The sequence below is a fragment of the Rathayibacter sp. VKM Ac-2759 genome, from assembly GCF_009834225.1.
In the GTDB taxonomy this organism is placed as follows: Bacteria; Actinomycetota; Actinomycetes; order Actinomycetales; family Microbacteriaceae; genus Rathayibacter.
In genome coordinates this window covers 3,042,168-3,056,534 of the sequence record NZ_CP047176.1, presented here as the reverse complement: position 1 = coordinate 3,056,534, position 14,367 = coordinate 3,042,168, and the positions used below count along the sequence as shown (strand labels likewise).

The window sequence follows — 14,367 nt, the reverse complement described above, 5'->3', positions numbered from 1 at the left end:
CTCGGCCCCGAGCCGTCAGCACTGCTCCGAGACGAACCCGACGTCGGCGGGCGTCAGCAGGTCGCGGTCGCGCAGCAGCACCCCGATGCGGTCGCCGCGGAGGGAGCAGGCGCGGTCGAAGACTCCGCCGCCCTCGTCGGTGTACTCGACCTCGTAGACGCGCTCGCCGTAGACGTCGGTGTAGGCGTCGCACTCCTCGAACACCTCGCACTCCTCGGTGATCGCGAAGTCGAAGCCGAGCGCGCGCATCTCCTCCGCCCGTTCGGAGGCGTTCTTCTGGCCGATCGCCAGACCGGCGTCGTGCGCGGCCGCGACGAGGCCCTCGGCGAAGGCGCCGGTCTGCTCGTCGGTCAGCAGGCCCCCGGAGCGGGTGGCGGAGTCGAGGTTGTCGGCCTCGATCGCGTCGAAGCCGCTGCCGGCGCAGCCCGCGATCCACTCCGAGACGATCTCGAGCAGGGCCTCGCGCGTCGCCGGAGTCGACACGTCGAGGAGGGTCTCGTCCGGCCAGTCGGGATCGGTCACGCTCCCGCCCGACTCGTCGCGCAGCAGCAGCCCGGCCCGCTCTCCCGTCCACTCCGACTCCTCGCCCGGCTGGGTCTGGAACGCGTTCACGTAGCAGACCGAGTAGACGCCCGGCTCGGGCTCGTCCGATCGGTCGCGCACGACGAGGCCGACGCCCTCGGCCGGCGGGTAGCCGCCGCCGAGCTGGTAGTCGAAGCGGGCGCTCGCGGGAGGCGGCGCGACGCCGCCCGGCGGGCTTCCTGCGCATCCGGCGAGGAGGGCCACGGCGATGAGCCCGCACAATAAGCTGAACGAATGGCGGAGTTCAGCGCGAGTGTGTTCCAGAACGAGTTCCTCTCCGACGGTGCCACCGATGTGCACGCGATCGTGACCGTGACCGCGTCGGGCACCGGTGCGGCCGGCAGTGACGGCGCGGCCGCCGAGATCATCATCGTCGACTGCTCCGGATCGATGACCGGCGAGAACATGACCGCCGCCAAGCGCGCGGCCGCGGTCGCCGTCGACCAGATCCTCGACGGCACGTTCTTCGCCGTGGTCGCCGGCTCCGAGCGCGCCGACCGGGCCTTCCCGTACCCCAACGCCTCCGTGCCGATGGTGCGCATGGAGCCCGGCGCCCGCGCGGCCGCGAAGGAGGCCATCGGCTTCCTCCAGGCCGACGGCGGCACGGCGATGGGCACCTGGCTCACCCTCGCCCGCCAGCTCTTCTCGAGCGTCCCGGAGGCGTCGCAGCGTCACGCGATCCTCCTCACCGACGGCAAGAACGAGCACGAGTCGCGGATGCAGCTCGACGCGGCGATCCGCGCCGCGGGCGGGGTCTTCCAGTGCGACGTCCGCGGAGTCGGCTCCCGCTGGGTCGTCGAGGAGGCGCGCACGATCGCGAGCGCACTGCTCGGCACGGTCGGCCTCATCGCGAACCCGGCCGACATGGCCGCCGACTTCGAGCAGCTGATGCAGGCGTCGATGGGCCGCGGAGTCGCGAGCGGCGAGCTGCGCGTGTGGACGCCGCAGGGCGCCCAGCTCCTCTTCGTCCGCCAGGTCGCGCCGAACCTCGAGGACCTCAGCTCCCGCCGCACCTCGGTGAACCCGCTGACCGGCTCCTACCCGACCGGCGCCTGGGGCGACGAGTCGCGGGAGTACCACGTGGCCGTGCGCGTCGCGTCGAAGCCCGTCGGTGCCGAGCAGCTCGCCGCTCGCGTGCAGCTCAGCGTGCGCGACGAGGTGGTCGCCTCCGCCCTGGTGAAGGCGCGCTGGACCGACGACTCCGCGCTCACCGCCCGCATCGATCCGGCGGTCGCGCACTACACCGGCCAGACCGAGCTGGCGTCCGCGATCCAGGACGGTCTGGCGGCGAAGGCCGCGGGCGACGAGGCCACCGCGACCGTGAAGCTCGGCCGCGCGGTGCAGCTCGCAGCCGTCACCGGCAACGACGAGGCGACCGCGAAGCTCCGCAAGGTCGTCGAGATCGACAACCCGAACGAGGGCACGGTGCGGCTCAAGCGCGGTGTCGCGAAGCTCGACGAGATGGCGCTCGACACCGCCTCGACCAAGACCACGCGGGTGCGCAAGTGAGCTACCGCTGCCCCGAGGGGCACACGTCGGCGTCCGGCGACTACTGCGACGTCTGCGGCGCGCCCATCGCCGCCGCCCAGGCCCCCGCCCTGGCCGCAGCGAGCCCCGCGCCTCCGACCGCGGCCATCCCGACCGGACCCGCGGTCTGCCCCAACTGCTCGTACCCGAACGAGGCCGGCGCCCTGTTCTGCGAGAACTGCGGCTACGACTTCACCACCGGCTCGCTGCCCGAGGCCGACCCGTTCACGTCGTCCGGAGCGGTCCGCTCGCCGGCCGAGGTCGGCGGCTCGGCGTCGCCCGCGGGCGATCCCGGGTCGCACCTCGGCGAGGTCCCCGCGGCGGCGGCCCCGGAGTCGTCGGCTCCTCCGACCGCGCTGGTCCCCGAGGAGGAGGCCGGGTTCGACGTGCCCGTCGCCACCGCGCCGCCCGCCCCGGCGCCGCCGACCGAGGTCCTCGCGGAGTCGCCGCCCATCGAGCAGGGCGATCCGTGGGTCGCCGAGCTCTGGGTCGACCCCGACTGGTACGCCGAGCAGCGCGCCGACGACCCGATGCCCTCTCCCGGACCGCCGACGACGATCGTGCTGCGCGAGCGCTCCCTGCTCGTCGGGCGTCCGTCGGTCTCGCGCGGGATCTCGCCGCAGATCGACTGCGGCACCGACTCCGGAGTCTCGCGACGCCACTGCCAGCTGTCGACCGACGGCCTGCGCTGGTGGGTCGAGGACCTCCAGTCGGCGAACGGCACCTACCTCGCGACCGCCGGCTCCGGCCTGCCGCAGACGCCGATCCCGGCCGGCCAGCGCCGCGAGGTCGACGAGGGAGACCGCCTCTACGTCGGCGCCTGGACGCGCCTCGTGCTCCGTCGAGCGCTCCCCGGCGAGGTCTGAGCCGACCGCAGCCCGGGAGTCGAGGCGACACGCCTCAGCGCCCGGCGAGCACTCCGAGCATCCACGAGAGCGCAGCCACGGCGCCGACGCCGACCACGCTCGAGGCGATGATCACCGCGCGCCGCACCCGCGCCGTCCGCGTCGTCGGTGCCGCCGCGATGGGCATCGGCGCCGTCGTCCCGGAGGCCAGCCCGCTGCGCAGGCGCTGCGCGACCTGCTCGGCGGTCGGGCGCGCGGACGGGTCGCGCTGGGTCATCGACGTCAGCAGCACCCGCCAGGGCTTCGGCAGAGAATCGGGCACGGTGGGGCTGCGGTGCAGTCGCGCGATGGCCGCCTCGAGCACCGTGCCGGAGTACTCCCGGTGGCCGGTGAGCGCCTCCAGCAGCACGAGCCCGAGCGAGAAGACGTCGCTCGCACCGCTGATCGGCTCGCCCGCGACCTGCTCGGGGCTGACGAAGCTGGCGGTGCCGATGACGATGCCGTCGCTGGTGAGGCGCGAGCCGTCCATGAAGTGGGCGACCCCGAAGTCGGTGAGCTTGGCGGTGTGGTCGTAGCCGCTGGATCCGACGTCGCTGACGAGGATGTTGGCCGGCTTCACGTCCCGGTGGACGACTCCGCGCTCGTGCAGGTAGGCGAGCGCCTCGGCGAGCTGCGCGCCGATCGCGCCGACCTCGTCGGCGGCCATCGGGCCCGACTCGAGCCGGCGCTCCATGGTCGGGTCGGCGACCAGCTCCATGACGACGTAGCGGCGCACCTCGCCGCCGAAGTTGTGCAGCCCCGCGTCGAAGAGATTGACGATGCCGGGGTGCGCGAACGAGGACAGCATGCGCACCTCGCGCTCCTGGCGGGCGACGTCCTCGGGGCTCGACGCCTCGGCGCGGAACACCTTGACGGCGACGTCGCGCTGCACGGTCTCGTCGCGGGCGCGGTAGACCGAGCCCATGCCTCCCGAGCCGATGCGCTCGATGAGGTAGTAGCGGCCGGCCACCTTCTGCTGCGCTGCGTTGGCGGCGATCACACTCACGACGACCCTCGCCTTCCGCTGGACAGCCCGCCCCGGAGGGGCATCTGTGGTAGACGGTACCGCTCGCGCCGCCGGCTGTGGAGTGGCAGGGGAGGACTTGACAAGAACGGCCCGAAGGGCAGGTTCTCAGCGCAGTCCGCTGCGTGCGAAACCCTGCACGAAGTAGCGCTGGAAGAGCAGGAACAGGACGACCATCGGAGCCACGTTCACGAGCGCGAAGGCCATGGTCGCTCCGTAGTCGCTGCCGAACTGGCCCTGCAGGAACAGCAGTCCGATCGGGAGGGTGAACAGCACGTTCTCCTTCAGCGCGATCAGCGGCCAGGCGAAGTCGTTCCACGAGCCGAGCAGCGTCATGAAGAACAGCACGGCGATCAGCGGCTTCGAGAGCGGCAGCACGATCCGCGTGAAGACGCGGAAGTGGCCGGCCCCGTCGATCCGCGCGGCCTCGATCAGATCGCGGGGGATCGCGAGGATGAACTGCCGGGCCAGGAACAGGCCGAAGGCCGACGCCGCCGTCGGCAGGATCACCGCCCAGTAGCTCCCGTAGAGCCCGAGGTCGGTCACGAGCCGGAACAGCGCCACCATGATCACCTGCACGGGCAGCGTCAGCGTCGACAGGGCGAGCAGGAACAGCAGCCCTGAGCCGCGGAACTTCAGCTGCGCGAAGGCGTAGCCGCCGAGCAGGTTGATCGCCACGGTGATCAGCGCGGTCACGAGGCTGATCGCGAGGGAGTTGCCGAACCACGTCGCGACCGGGAACGACGAGAACACGCGCTCGAAGTTGACGAGCGTCAGCTCGCGCGGCCAGAGGCGCAGGGTCCCGCCGAGCAGCTCGGCTCGCGACGAGAACGCGACGACCAGCATCCAGTAGAGCGGGAAGAGGATGACGAGCGAGACGACGATCGCCAGCGCCAGGCGGAGCAGGCGCGTGGTGCGCGAGGCCGTGCTCATTCGACGAGGTCCCGGCTTCTGCTCGTGCGCCACTGCACGGCGGTGAAGACCATCGTGACGACGAGCAGGACGATGCCGATCGCCGCCGCGTAGCCCTGGTCGCGGGTGACGAATCCGGTGTCGTAGGCGTAGGTGACCAGCACCGAGGTGGCGTTCTGCGGGCCGCCGCCGGTGAGCACGAAGACGATGTCGAACACCTGGAACGAGTAGATGACGTTGAGGATCAGGAGGAAGAACGTCGACGGCCCGACCATCGGCACCGTGATGTGCCGGAACTGCTGCCAGCCGTTCGCTCCGTCGAGCCGAGCCGCCTCGTAGAGCGCCGGGTTCACGCCCTGCAGCCCCGCCAGGTAGATCAGCATGTTGAAGCCGGTGCGCCACCACAGGGTGACCAGCACGACGGAGGCGAACGCCGCGGCCCCGCCCGACTGCCAGGCGATCCGCGGCAGGCCGATGGTCTGCAGCAGTCCGTCGAGCACTCCGCTGTTCTCGTCGAAGATCAGCACGCCCATCAGCGCCGTCGCGACTCCCGACACGGCCATCGGCAGGATCAGGACCGACCGGAACACCGCGCGCGCCGGCAGCACCGAGTTCAGCAGCACGGCCGCCCCGAGCCCGAGCGCCATCGACAGCGGAGTCACGATCAGGGTGAACAGCGCCGTGTTGAGCGCCGAGCGCCAGAACAGCGGATCCGCGAGCAGCCGCGCGTAGTTGTCGAGCCCGATGAAGACGCCGTCGCCGAAGCCGTTGGTGCTCTGGAAGCTGATCAGGAACGCGCCGCCCAGCGGCACGAACACGAACAGCCCGAGCATCAGGAGGTTCGGCGCGAGGAACGCGTAGGCGGCGGCGGTCTCGCGGGCCGCGGGCGCCCCCGAGCGGCGCCGGGGCCGGGCGGCGGCCGGGGCCGGAGGGGCGATGCTCACCGGGTGGCGGCCGCGATGCCGGCCGTGAGCTTCGAGATCGTGTCCTCCGTGCTCTGCCCGCCGACGAAGGCGGCCTCGAGCTGCTCCTTGAGCACCGCGATGATCGCGGCCATGTCGGGCGAGGCGACCTGGGCCGAGTCGGAGGCCTGGACCGTGCCCGCCTGGCCGAGGAACACCTCCGAGAGCTCGGGGCGGACCGCGAACTCGATGCCCGACTCCGTGAGGTCGCGGCGGGTGGGCAGCAGGGACGCACCGGCGCAGAAGTCGCTCATCGCCTCCTCCTCCGTCACGAACGCGAGGAACGAGGCGGCCAGCTCGGGCTGCGCCGTCGCCCTGGTGGCGACGAGCGCGTTGCCGCCGAAGTCGCCGCCGCCGCGGACGTCGCGCGGCGAGTAGGTGGCGCCCCACTCGAAGTCGAGGGTCGCGTCGGCGTCGGGGAGGAGGAAGGCGCCGGCGAACGTCATCGCGGTCGTCTGCGAGTACCAGAGGTCGCTCGCGTAGGTCGTCGCCTGGATAGAGCTGCTCGGCGGGACCAGCCCGTCGGTGAAGAAGCTGCGGCTGAAGTCGATCGCCGCGCGGCCCGCCGCGGAGTCGATGGCCGGGCCGGAGAGGTCCTCGGTCAGGAAGCGCCCGTCGGCCTGGAACAGCAGGCTCAGCCAGCGGGTGACTCCGTTGCCCTGCCAGTTGTAGGCGAAGGGGTAGCGCTCGGCGGGCAGCGAGGCGCGGAGCTTCGCGCCGACCTCGGAGAACTCCTCCCAGGTCCACGCCTCCTCGGGCGAGGAGGGGAAGCTCGTGATGCCCGCGGTCGCCAGCGCCTCGGTGTTGTAGAGGATCAGCGACGTGTCGGTGTGGTGCGGCACGCCGAACGGGCTGCCGTTGCTCTGCACAGCGGCCCAGGCCGCGTCGGTGAAGCGGTCGGCGACATCGGCCTCGAGGTGCGGAGTGAGGTCGAGCAGCTGGTCGCGCCCCGCGTAGCTGCCGAACGTGTAGTACGGCACGCGGAAGACGTCGGGCGGGTTGCCCGCCTGCAGCTGCGCGTCGATGTTCGTGAACATCTGCTCGTAGGGCACGGCGTTCAGCGTCACCGTGGCGCCGGCGTTCGCGCTCTGGAAGCGGTCGATCGTGCGCTGGAACCCGGCGAGCTCGGCGTCGGTGCCCCAGGTCGTGAAGGTGAGGGTCCCGCTCTCGGCGTCGGCCTGCGGGCCGGCCGGGGCGAAGCCGCAGCCCGCCAGCACGGGCACGGAGGCGGCGACGCCCAGGGCGCCGAGGAAGCGGCGCCGATCCAGGACGGCCCGCTCGAGGACGGACCTGGTGCTGCCGATGCTGTCGCCACCCATGGGGGACCTCCCTTCGGGGGCCACCGCGGACTCCCCGGAGGGAGGCTAGCCCGAGGGGAGGAGCCGGCACCGCTACTGGACGAATGCCGGTTCCTGTGAGAGAAGCGGACGATCAGCCGCGCTTGCCCAGCATCCCCTCGAAGGTGCCGTCGAGCGCCCACGGGTCGCGCACCGCGCCCGAGCGCGTCGAGCGGGCGGCCTCGTCGGCCAGCTCGCGGCCGGCGCGCTCGATGCGGGCGGGCAGGGCCCGGCCGTCCTCGGTCGTCCCGCCCCAGTCGTCCGTGGCCGCGAAGACCGAGGTCGAGAGGGGAGCCGCGTGCAGATAGCTGAACAGCGGCCGCATCGCGTAGTCGACCGCGAGCGAGTGCCGGGGCGACCCGCCCGTGGCCGCGAGCAGCACGGGGAGCGAGCGGAGCGCCTCCGTGTCGAGCACGTCGACGAACGACTTGAAGAGGCCGCTGTAGCTGGTGGTGAAGATCGGCGTCACGGCGATGAGGCCGTCGGCGCCGGCGACCGCGTCGAGCGCGGTCTGCAGCGCCGGGCTCGCGAACCCGGTCAGGAGGTTGTTCGTGACGTCGTGCGCGAGGTCGCGCAGCTCGATCACGCTGCGCTCGACGGAGTGGCCCTGCTCGACGAGCGCGGCCTCGGTCGCGTCGCCGAGGCGGTCGGCGAGGAGGCGGGTGGACGACGGCTGGCTGAGGCCGGCCGAGAGGACGGTGAGTCGGCGGATGCTCATGGGGCGCCTCCTAGGCGGTGACGGCGACGGGCTGCTGGTCGCGGGCGGCGACGAGCGAGGTGTGGGTGGGGGCGTCCGGCACGTGGGCCGGGCGGCCCTCGGCGAAGCCGCGGCGGAGCTCGGGGAGGATCTCGCCGAGCATGTCCATCTGCTCGAGCACCGTCTTCAGCGGCAGACCCGCGTGGTCGATGAGGAACAGCTGGCGCTGGTAGTCGCCGACGTACTCGCGGAAGCCGAGGGTGCGGTCGATGATCTGCTGCGGGGAGCCGACGGTGAGCGGCGTCTGCTCGGTGAAGTCCTCGAGCGAGGGGCCGTGGCCGTAGACCGGGGCGTTGTCGAAGTAGGGGCGGAACTGCTTGACGGCGTCCTGCGAGTTCTTCGCCATGAAGATCTGCCCGCCGAGTCCGACGATGGCCTGGTCGGCGCTGCCGTGGCCGTAGTGCTCGAAGCGCTGGCGGTAGAGCTGCACCATCTTCTGGGTGTGCGAGGCGGGCCAGAAGATGTGGTTCGCGAAGAAGCCGTCGCCGTAGTACGCGGCCTGCTCGGCGATCTGGGGCGAGCGGATGGAGCCGTGCCAGACGAACGGCGCGACGCCGTCGAGCGGGCGCGGGGTCGACTGGAAGCCTTGCAGCGGGGTGCGGAACTGGCCCTCCCAGTCGACGAAGTCCTCGGTCCAGAGGCGGTGCAGCAGGTCGTAGTTCTCGATCGTCAGCTCGATCCCGCGGCGGATGTCCTTGCCGAACCACGGGTAGACGGGGCCGGTGTTGCCACGGCCGAGCATGAGGTCGACGCGGCCGCCGGACAGGTGCTGCAGCATCGCGTAGTCCTCGGCGAGCTTCACCGGGTCGTTGGTCGTGATGAGCGCCATGGCCGTGGTGAGGAGGAGGCGCTCGGTGCGCGCGGCGATGTAGGCGAGGGTGGTCGTCGGTGAGGACGACCAGAACGGCGGGTTGTGGTGCTCGCCGAGGGCGAAGACGTCGAGGCCGATCTCCTCGGCCTTCTCCGCGATCGCGAGGGTGGCCGCGATCTTCTCCGACTCGGTCGGTGTGTTCCCGTTCGTGGGGTCGGTGGTGATGTCGCTGACCGTGAAGATGCCGAACTGCATCAGGCGCTCCTTCTCTCCGTGGCCCCGTCCTGGCGAGACCTGATCCATGCGTTTGCATGTACATCCCCATTCAACCAGACGGCGCCGGATCTATTCCCACGGGTGCCGAGGGGCCCGGCGAACCCCCGAAACATCCCCGCAATACGGCCCGCACTAGAGTCGTGCCATGGGTGACCTCTTCGACGGATACGGGTCCCAGAAGGTCGAGCGGCGCCGTGCAGGCGCGCCACCCTGGGACGAGATGTTCGCCGATGTCGCGGCGGCCGGCGGCCCCGACGGCGTCCGCGACGCCTACCGCGACATCTACTCCTCGTTGGCGCGGATGACCCAGGAGGAGCTGCGCGGCCGCACCGACGCGCTCGCCTCCTCCTATCTCGCGCAGGGCGTGACCTTCGACTTCGCGGGCGAGGAGCGGCCCTTCCCGCTCGACGCCGTGCCGCGCGTCATCGAGAGCGCCGAGTGGAACGAGGTGCAGAGCGGCATCAAGCAGCGCGTCCGCGCCCTCGAGGCGTTCCTCGCCGACGTCTACGGTCCGCAGAACGCGGTCAAGGACGGAGTGATCCCCGCCGGTCTCATCTCGAGCTCCAGCCACTTCCACCGCCAGGCCGCGGGCATCGTCTCGGCCAACGGCGTCCGGATCCAGGTGTCGGGCATCGACCTCATCCGCGACGAGGTCGGCGGCTGGCGCGTGCTCGAGGACAACGTGCGGGTCCCCTCCGGTGTCTCGTACGTGATCTCGAACCGCCGGGTGATGGCGCAGACCCTGCCCGAGCTGTTCGTCTCGATGCGGGTGCGCCCGGTCGGCGACTACCCGAACCGGCTCCTGCAGGCCCTGCGCGCCTCCGCCCCCGAGGGCGTCGACGACCCCACGGTCGTCGTGCTCACTCCGGGTGTCTACAACTCGGCCTACTTCGAGCACACGCTGCTCGCCCGCCTGATGGGCGTCGAGCTCGTCGAGGGCCGCGACCTGTTCTGCACCGGCGGCAAGGTGTTCATGCGCACCACCTCCGGCCCGACCCGCGTCGACGTCATCTACCGCCGCGTCGACGACGAGTTCCTCGACCCGCTGCAGTTCCGCGCCGACTCGATGCTCGGCTCGCCCGGCCTCATGCTCGCCGCGCGCCTGGGCAACGTCACCATCGCGAACGCGGTCGGCAACGGCGTCGCCGACGACAAGCTCGTCTACACCTACATGCCCGACCTCATCCGCTACTACCTCTCCGAGGACCCGGTGATCAAGAACGTCGACACCTGGCGCCTCGAGGATCCGGGTGCGCTCGAGGAGGTGCTCGACCGGCTCGACGAGCTCGTCGTGAAGCCCGTCGACGGCTCGGGCGGCAAGGGCCTCGTCGTCGGCCCGGACGCGTCGGCGAAGGAGCTCGCCGAGCTGCGCTCGCGCCTCCAGGCCGATCCGCGCGGCTGGATCGCGCAGCCGGTCGTGCAGCTCTCGACCATCCCGACCCTCGTCGACGACGGGATGCGGCCGCGTCACGCCGACCTCCGCCCCTTCGCGGTCAACGACGGGAACGACATCTGGGTGCTGCCCGGCGGGCTGACCCGCGTGGCGCTCCCGGAGGGTCAGCTCGTCGTCAACTCGTCGCAGGGCGGCGGGTCGAAGGACACCTGGGTCGTCGGACTCGAGTCGCAGACGGCCGAGCGCGACGCGCACGACATCCAGGGCCTCGTCGCCGACCAGGCCGCCGTCACCAGCTCGATCCCGATCGTCTACCCGCTCAACCACACGCCCGACCACTCGCCGCAGGACGCCGGCAACAACGACCAGGAGCAGCAGCAGCAGCAGCAGGGTCGTGCGGCAGCGGAGGAGGACGCCTGATGCTCTCCCGGATCGCCGAGTCGCTGTTCTGGATCGGCCGCTACATCGAGCGCTCGGACGGCACCGCGCGCATCCTCGACGTCCACCTCCAGCTCCTGCTCGAGGACCCGTGGATCGACGAGGACACCGCCTGCCGCTCGCTGCTCTCGGTGATGGGCTCGACCCCTCCCGACGACATGCGCGAGATCACCCGCGCCGACGTGCTGACGATCCTCGCGATCGACCGCACGAACCCCGCCTCCATCGCCTACTCGCTCGGCGCCGCCCGCGAGAACGCCCGGCGCGCCCGCGAGATCGTGTCGACCGAGCTGTGGGAGTGCCTGAACACGACCCGCACGCGCATGCCGCGCCGGGTCACGGGCGACCGGGTGTCGGAGTTCTTCGGCTGGGTGCGCGAGCGCTCGGCGCTCGCCGTCGGCATCATCGAGTCGGCGACCTCGCGCGACGAGGCCTGGCAGTTCTTCACGCTCGGCCGCTCGATCGAGCGCGCCGACATGACCGCGCGGCTGCTCGCCACCCGCTCGCTGACCGAGGCGAGCGGTCCGTCCTGGACGACGATCCTCCGCTCGTGCGGCGCCTACGAGGCCTACCTGCGCACCTACCGCGGCGTGCCGAGCGCGCGCAACGCGGCCGAGTTCCTCCTCCTGGACCGCCTCTTCCCGCGGTCGATCCTCTTCTCGGTCTCGCGGGCCGAGATGTGCATGCGCGACATCGAGCCGCGCACCGGCCGCGTCGGCCACACCGGCGACGCCCAGCGGGTGCTCGGCCAGATCCGCAGCGAGCTCGAGTACCGGCCGATCGCCGAGATCCTCGAGGACCTCCCGCGGCACATGGACAGCGTGCAGGAGGCGACCTCGGCGGCGTCCGAGGCGATCCGGCAGCGCTACTTCCCCACGAACGTCATGCCGAGCTGGATCGGGGAGGCGCTGTGAGCAGGCTGCGCATCACGCACACCACGGGATTCACCTACCGGGGCGACGTCGTCGCGTCGTACAACGAGGCGCGGATGCTCCCGGCGTCCTCCGACGGGCAGCTCGTGCTCTCGTCGCACCTCGACATCCGCCCCGTCACCTCGGTGCACACCTACACCGACTACTGGGGCACCCGCGTCGCGTCGTTCGACGTGCTCAACGCGCACCAGGAGCTCTCGCTCACCGCGACCTCGCTCGTCGAGGTGCGGCCGAAGGCCCACCCCGACCACCCCTACGGCTGGGAGCAGCTCGCCGCGCAGGTCGAGACCCTCACCGAGTACGTCGAGCAGTCGAAGCAGACCACCCGCACCTCGCCTCCCGAGGACCTCGTCGAGCTGGCCCGCACGCTCGCCGACGAGGCGGCCGGCCCCTGCGAGGCGGCTCTGACCATCGCCGAGCGCATCGGCCGCGAGATGACGTACCGGCAGGGCGTCACCGGCGTGCACTCGACGGCGACGGAGTCGTGGACCGCCCGCGAGGGCGTCTGCCAGGACATCACGCACATCCTGCTCGGGGCGCTCCGCGCGGTCGGGATCCCGGCGCGCTACGTCTCGGGCTACCTGCACCCCAAGCCGAACGCGGCGATCGGCGAGACCGTGACCGGCGAGTCGCACGCCTGGGTCGAGTGGTTCTGCGGAGGCACGTGGCGCGGCTACGACCCGACCAACCTGATCGACATCGGCGACCGCCACGTGATCGTCGGGCGGGGGCGCGACTACAACGACATCGCGCCGCTGCGCGGGGTGTACGCCGGGCCGACCTCGTCGAAGCTGTTCGTGCGGGTCGAGATCACGCGCGAGGCGTGAGCACGGGGGCCGTCACGAGAGCCGGCTGAGGCTCCGCGGCGGCCTTCCCGGCGCGGCGGCGGAGGCGCAGGTACCAGCCGAGCCCGATCGCGGCGGCGAGCACTCCGGAGGCGGCGCCGACCACCATGGCCCAGCGCGGTCCCGCGGCGTTCGCGACCCAGCCGATCAGGGGAGCGCCGATCGGGGTGCCGCCCATGAAGATCGCCATGTAGAGCGCCATCACCCGGCCGCGCATCTCGGGCGCCGTCGAGAGCTGCACGTAGCCGTTGGCCGAGGTCATCAGCGTCTGCGCGGCGATGCCGACGAACGGCAGGAGGATCGCGAAGGCCCATACGGTCGGCATCACGCCGGCGAGTGCGAGCGCGACGCCGAACGCGGCGGCGGCACCCACGATCAGGCGGAGCCTCGGCCGGTCGCGGCGGGCCGACAGCAGCGCGCCGACGACGGAGCCGACGGCGATCGCCGACGACAGCAGGCCGAACTCGCTCGCCCCCATGTCGAACTCCACGGTGGCCATCGTCGAGGCGAAGATCGGGAAGTTGAGGCCGAAGGTGCCGATCAGGAAGACGATCGAGAGCACCACCAGGATGTCGGGGCGCGTCGAGACGTAGCGGAAGCCCTCGAGCAGCGCACCGGGTCCGCGGGTCGCCCGGGGTGCCGAGCGCAGCTGGTCGCGGTGCAGGAAGCGCAGCGAGAGCAGCACCGCCAGGAAGCTGACGGCGTTGAGGAGGAAGACCCAGCCCGACCCGATCGCGGCGATGAGCACGCCCGCGAGGGCCGGCCCGATCATCCGCGCGGAGTTGAACGAGGCGGAGTTGAGCGACACGGCGTTCGAGAGGTGGCTCTCGTCGACGAGCGCCGAGACGAAGGTCTGGCGGACGGGGGCGTCGATCGCGGCGGCGAAGCCGAGCAGCAGAGCGAAGACGTAGACCATCCAGAGCTGCACGACCCCGGTGACGACGATGAGGCCGAGGGCGAGGCCGAGCACGCCCATCACCGCCTGGGTCGCCATCAGGAGCCTGCGGCGGTCGAAGCGGTCGGCGATGAAGCCCGAGAAGGGCACCATCAGCAGCTGCGGGCCGAACTGCAGCGCCATCGTCACGCCGAGGGCCGTCGCGTCGTGGTCGGTCAGGTCGTTGATGACGATCCAGTCCTGGGCGGTGCGCTGCATCCAGGTGCCGACGTTCGAGACCATCGCGCCCGCGAACCAGATGCGGTAGTTGGGCACCGCGAGCGAGCGGAACATCGCGCTCATCGGTCGGCCACCTCCCGCAGCAGTGCGGCGGCGTCGTGCAGCAGGGCGCGCTGGTCGGGGGAGAGCTCGCGCAGGCGCGCCACCAGCCACGCGTCGCGGCTGCGGCGGACGTCGAGGACGAGCTCGGTCCCTGCCGCCGTAGGGCGGATGCGCGTGACGCGGCCGTCGGCCGGATCGGCGAGGCGCTCGACCAGGCCGTCGTCGACGAGGCAGCCGACGGTGCGGGTCATCGAGGGCGGGCGGACCCGCTCGGCCTCGGCGAGCTCGCCGAGCGTCCTCGGTCCTTCGCGGTGCAGCAGCGCGAGGACGCCGAACTGCGCGTCGCTCAGCTCGTGCTGCGCCTTCTCCTGCCGGAGCCGACGCGCGAGCCGCCCGACCGCGACGCGGGTCTCGCCCGCGAGCCCGGTCAGCGCCGTCTCGTCCGCTGTCGTCTCCGTATCCACATAGTTA

Annotated in this window: 14 protein-coding genes; 5 read left to right on the top strand and 9 right to left on the bottom strand. The window is 71.8% G+C overall.

The window, feature by feature from the left end; translation table 11 throughout:
* Positions 1 to 15: 15 nt before the first annotated feature.
* Positions 16 to 786 carry an endo alpha-1,4 polygalactosaminidase gene (locus GSU68_RS14270; RefSeq protein WP_244259290.1) on the bottom strand — a complete coding sequence of 257 codons (771 nt, stop codon included), beginning with the start codon at positions 784 to 786 and terminating at the stop codon, positions 16 to 18.
* A 30-nt stretch (positions 787 to 816) separates the two neighbouring features.
* Here GSU68_RS14270 and GSU68_RS14265 point away from each other — a divergent pair, with 30 nt between their 5' ends.
* Entirely contained in the window at positions 817 to 2,091 is a 1,275-nt protein-coding gene (locus GSU68_RS14265; protein ID WP_159909352.1) for a VWA domain-containing protein, read from the top strand.
* On the top strand, positions 2,088 to 2,975 hold the full coding sequence (locus GSU68_RS14260; RefSeq protein ID WP_159909351.1) for an FHA domain-containing protein: 888 nt from the start codon (positions 2,088 to 2,090) through the stop codon (positions 2,973 to 2,975). Before GSU68_RS14265 ends, GSU68_RS14260 begins: the two co-directional genes overlap by 4 nt.
* A 34-nt stretch (positions 2,976 to 3,009) precedes the next feature.
* Here GSU68_RS14260 and GSU68_RS14255 read toward each other — a convergent pair whose 3' ends face one another.
* The 6 genes from GSU68_RS14255 to GSU68_RS14230 form a co-directional block, all read right to left on the bottom strand.
* Complete coding sequence (locus GSU68_RS14255; RefSeq protein ID WP_159909350.1) at positions 3,010 to 3,999, bottom strand: serine/threonine-protein kinase; 990 nt, start codon at positions 3,997 to 3,999, stop codon at positions 3,010 to 3,012.
* 126 nt (positions 4,000 to 4,125) lie between these two features.
* Entirely contained in the window at positions 4,126 to 4,950 is an 825-nt protein-coding gene (locus GSU68_RS14250) for a carbohydrate ABC transporter permease (protein WP_159909349.1), read from the bottom strand.
* Positions 4,947 to 5,873, bottom strand: coding sequence for a sugar ABC transporter permease (locus GSU68_RS14245; protein ID WP_244259289.1), 927 nt, complete (start codon positions 5,871 to 5,873; stop codon positions 4,947 to 4,949). The genes GSU68_RS14250 and GSU68_RS14245 overlap by 4 nt, the downstream gene beginning before the upstream one ends.
* Positions 5,870 to 7,210, bottom strand: coding sequence for a sugar ABC transporter substrate-binding protein (locus GSU68_RS14240; protein ID WP_159909348.1), 1,341 nt, complete (start codon positions 7,208 to 7,210; stop codon positions 5,870 to 5,872). Before GSU68_RS14240 ends, GSU68_RS14245 begins: the two co-directional genes overlap by 4 nt.
* A 112-nt stretch (positions 7,211 to 7,322) precedes the next feature.
* Positions 7,323 to 7,946: an FMN reductase gene (locus GSU68_RS14235; protein ID WP_159909347.1), complete on the bottom strand. Its 624-nt coding sequence runs from the start codon at positions 7,944 to 7,946 to the stop codon at positions 7,323 to 7,325.
* Positions 7,947 to 7,956: 10 nt separating this feature from the next.
* Entirely contained in the window at positions 7,957 to 9,051 is a 1,095-nt protein-coding gene (locus tag GSU68_RS14230; RefSeq protein WP_159909346.1) for an LLM class flavin-dependent oxidoreductase, read from the bottom strand.
* A gap of 166 nt (positions 9,052 to 9,217) precedes the next feature.
* On the opposite strand from GSU68_RS14230, the gene GSU68_RS14225 reads away from it, so the two are divergent.
* Genes GSU68_RS14225 through GSU68_RS14215 form a run of 3 tightly spaced genes read left to right on the top strand, consistent with a single transcriptional unit; the run spans position 9,218 to position 12,662 of the window.
* Positions 9,218 to 10,885 (top strand): circularly permuted type 2 ATP-grasp protein, encoded by a 1,668-nt coding sequence (locus GSU68_RS14225; RefSeq protein WP_159909345.1) that lies wholly within the window; start codon positions 9,218 to 9,220, stop codon positions 10,883 to 10,885.
* A complete protein-coding gene (locus GSU68_RS14220; protein ID WP_159909344.1) occupies positions 10,885 to 11,817 on the top strand; it encodes an alpha-E domain-containing protein in 933 nt (310 codons plus the stop codon). Before GSU68_RS14225 ends, GSU68_RS14220 begins: the two co-directional genes overlap by 1 nt.
* Positions 11,814 to 12,662 (top strand): transglutaminase family protein, encoded by an 849-nt coding sequence (locus GSU68_RS14215; RefSeq protein WP_159909343.1) that lies wholly within the window; start codon positions 11,814 to 11,816, stop codon positions 12,660 to 12,662. Before GSU68_RS14220 ends, GSU68_RS14215 begins: the two co-directional genes overlap by 4 nt.
* On the opposite strand, the gene GSU68_RS14210 is transcribed toward GSU68_RS14215, so the two are convergent.
* Both GSU68_RS14210 and GSU68_RS14205 read right to left on the bottom strand, forming a co-directional pair.
* A complete protein-coding gene (locus GSU68_RS14210; RefSeq protein ID WP_159909342.1) occupies positions 12,646 to 13,917 on the bottom strand; it encodes an MFS transporter in 1,272 nt (423 codons plus the stop codon). The two genes, GSU68_RS14215 and GSU68_RS14210, sit on opposite strands and share 17 nt — an antisense overlap.
* Positions 13,914 to 14,360, bottom strand: coding sequence for a MarR family transcriptional regulator (locus GSU68_RS14205; RefSeq protein ID WP_244259288.1), 447 nt, complete (start codon positions 14,358 to 14,360; stop codon positions 13,914 to 13,916). The genes GSU68_RS14210 and GSU68_RS14205 overlap by 4 nt, the downstream gene beginning before the upstream one ends.
* Positions 14,361 to 14,367 lie beyond the last annotated feature (7 nt).

What these genes read in the sequence shown, in the direction of transcription:
- GSU68_RS14210 (WP_159909342.1), bottom strand. Translation starts at nt 13,917, where the DNA reads ATGAGCGCGATGTTCCGCTCGCTCGCGGTGCCCAACTACCGCATCTGG.
- GSU68_RS14240 (WP_159909348.1), bottom strand. Translation starts at nt 7,210, where the DNA reads ATGGGTGGCGACAGCATCGGCAGCACCAGGTCCGTCCTCGAGCGGGCC.
- GSU68_RS14250 (WP_159909349.1), bottom strand. Translation starts at nt 4,950, where the DNA reads ATGAGCACGGCCTCGCGCACCACGCGCCTGCTCCGCCTGGCGCTGGCG.
- GSU68_RS14225 (WP_159909345.1), top strand. Translation starts at nt 9,218, where the DNA reads ATGGGTGACCTCTTCGACGGATACGGGTCCCAGAAGGTCGAGCGGCGC.
- GSU68_RS14265 (WP_159909352.1), top strand. Translation starts at nt 817, where the DNA reads ATGGCGGAGTTCAGCGCGAGTGTGTTCCAGAACGAGTTCCTCTCCGAC.
- GSU68_RS14235 (WP_159909347.1), bottom strand. Translation starts at nt 7,946, where the DNA reads ATGAGCATCCGCCGACTCACCGTCCTCTCGGCCGGCCTCAGCCAGCCG.
- GSU68_RS14230 (WP_159909346.1), bottom strand. Translation starts at nt 9,051, where the DNA reads ATGCAGTTCGGCATCTTCACGGTCAGCGACATCACCACCGACCCCACG.
- GSU68_RS14220 (WP_159909344.1), top strand. Translation starts at nt 10,885, where the DNA reads ATGCTCTCCCGGATCGCCGAGTCGCTGTTCTGGATCGGCCGCTACATC.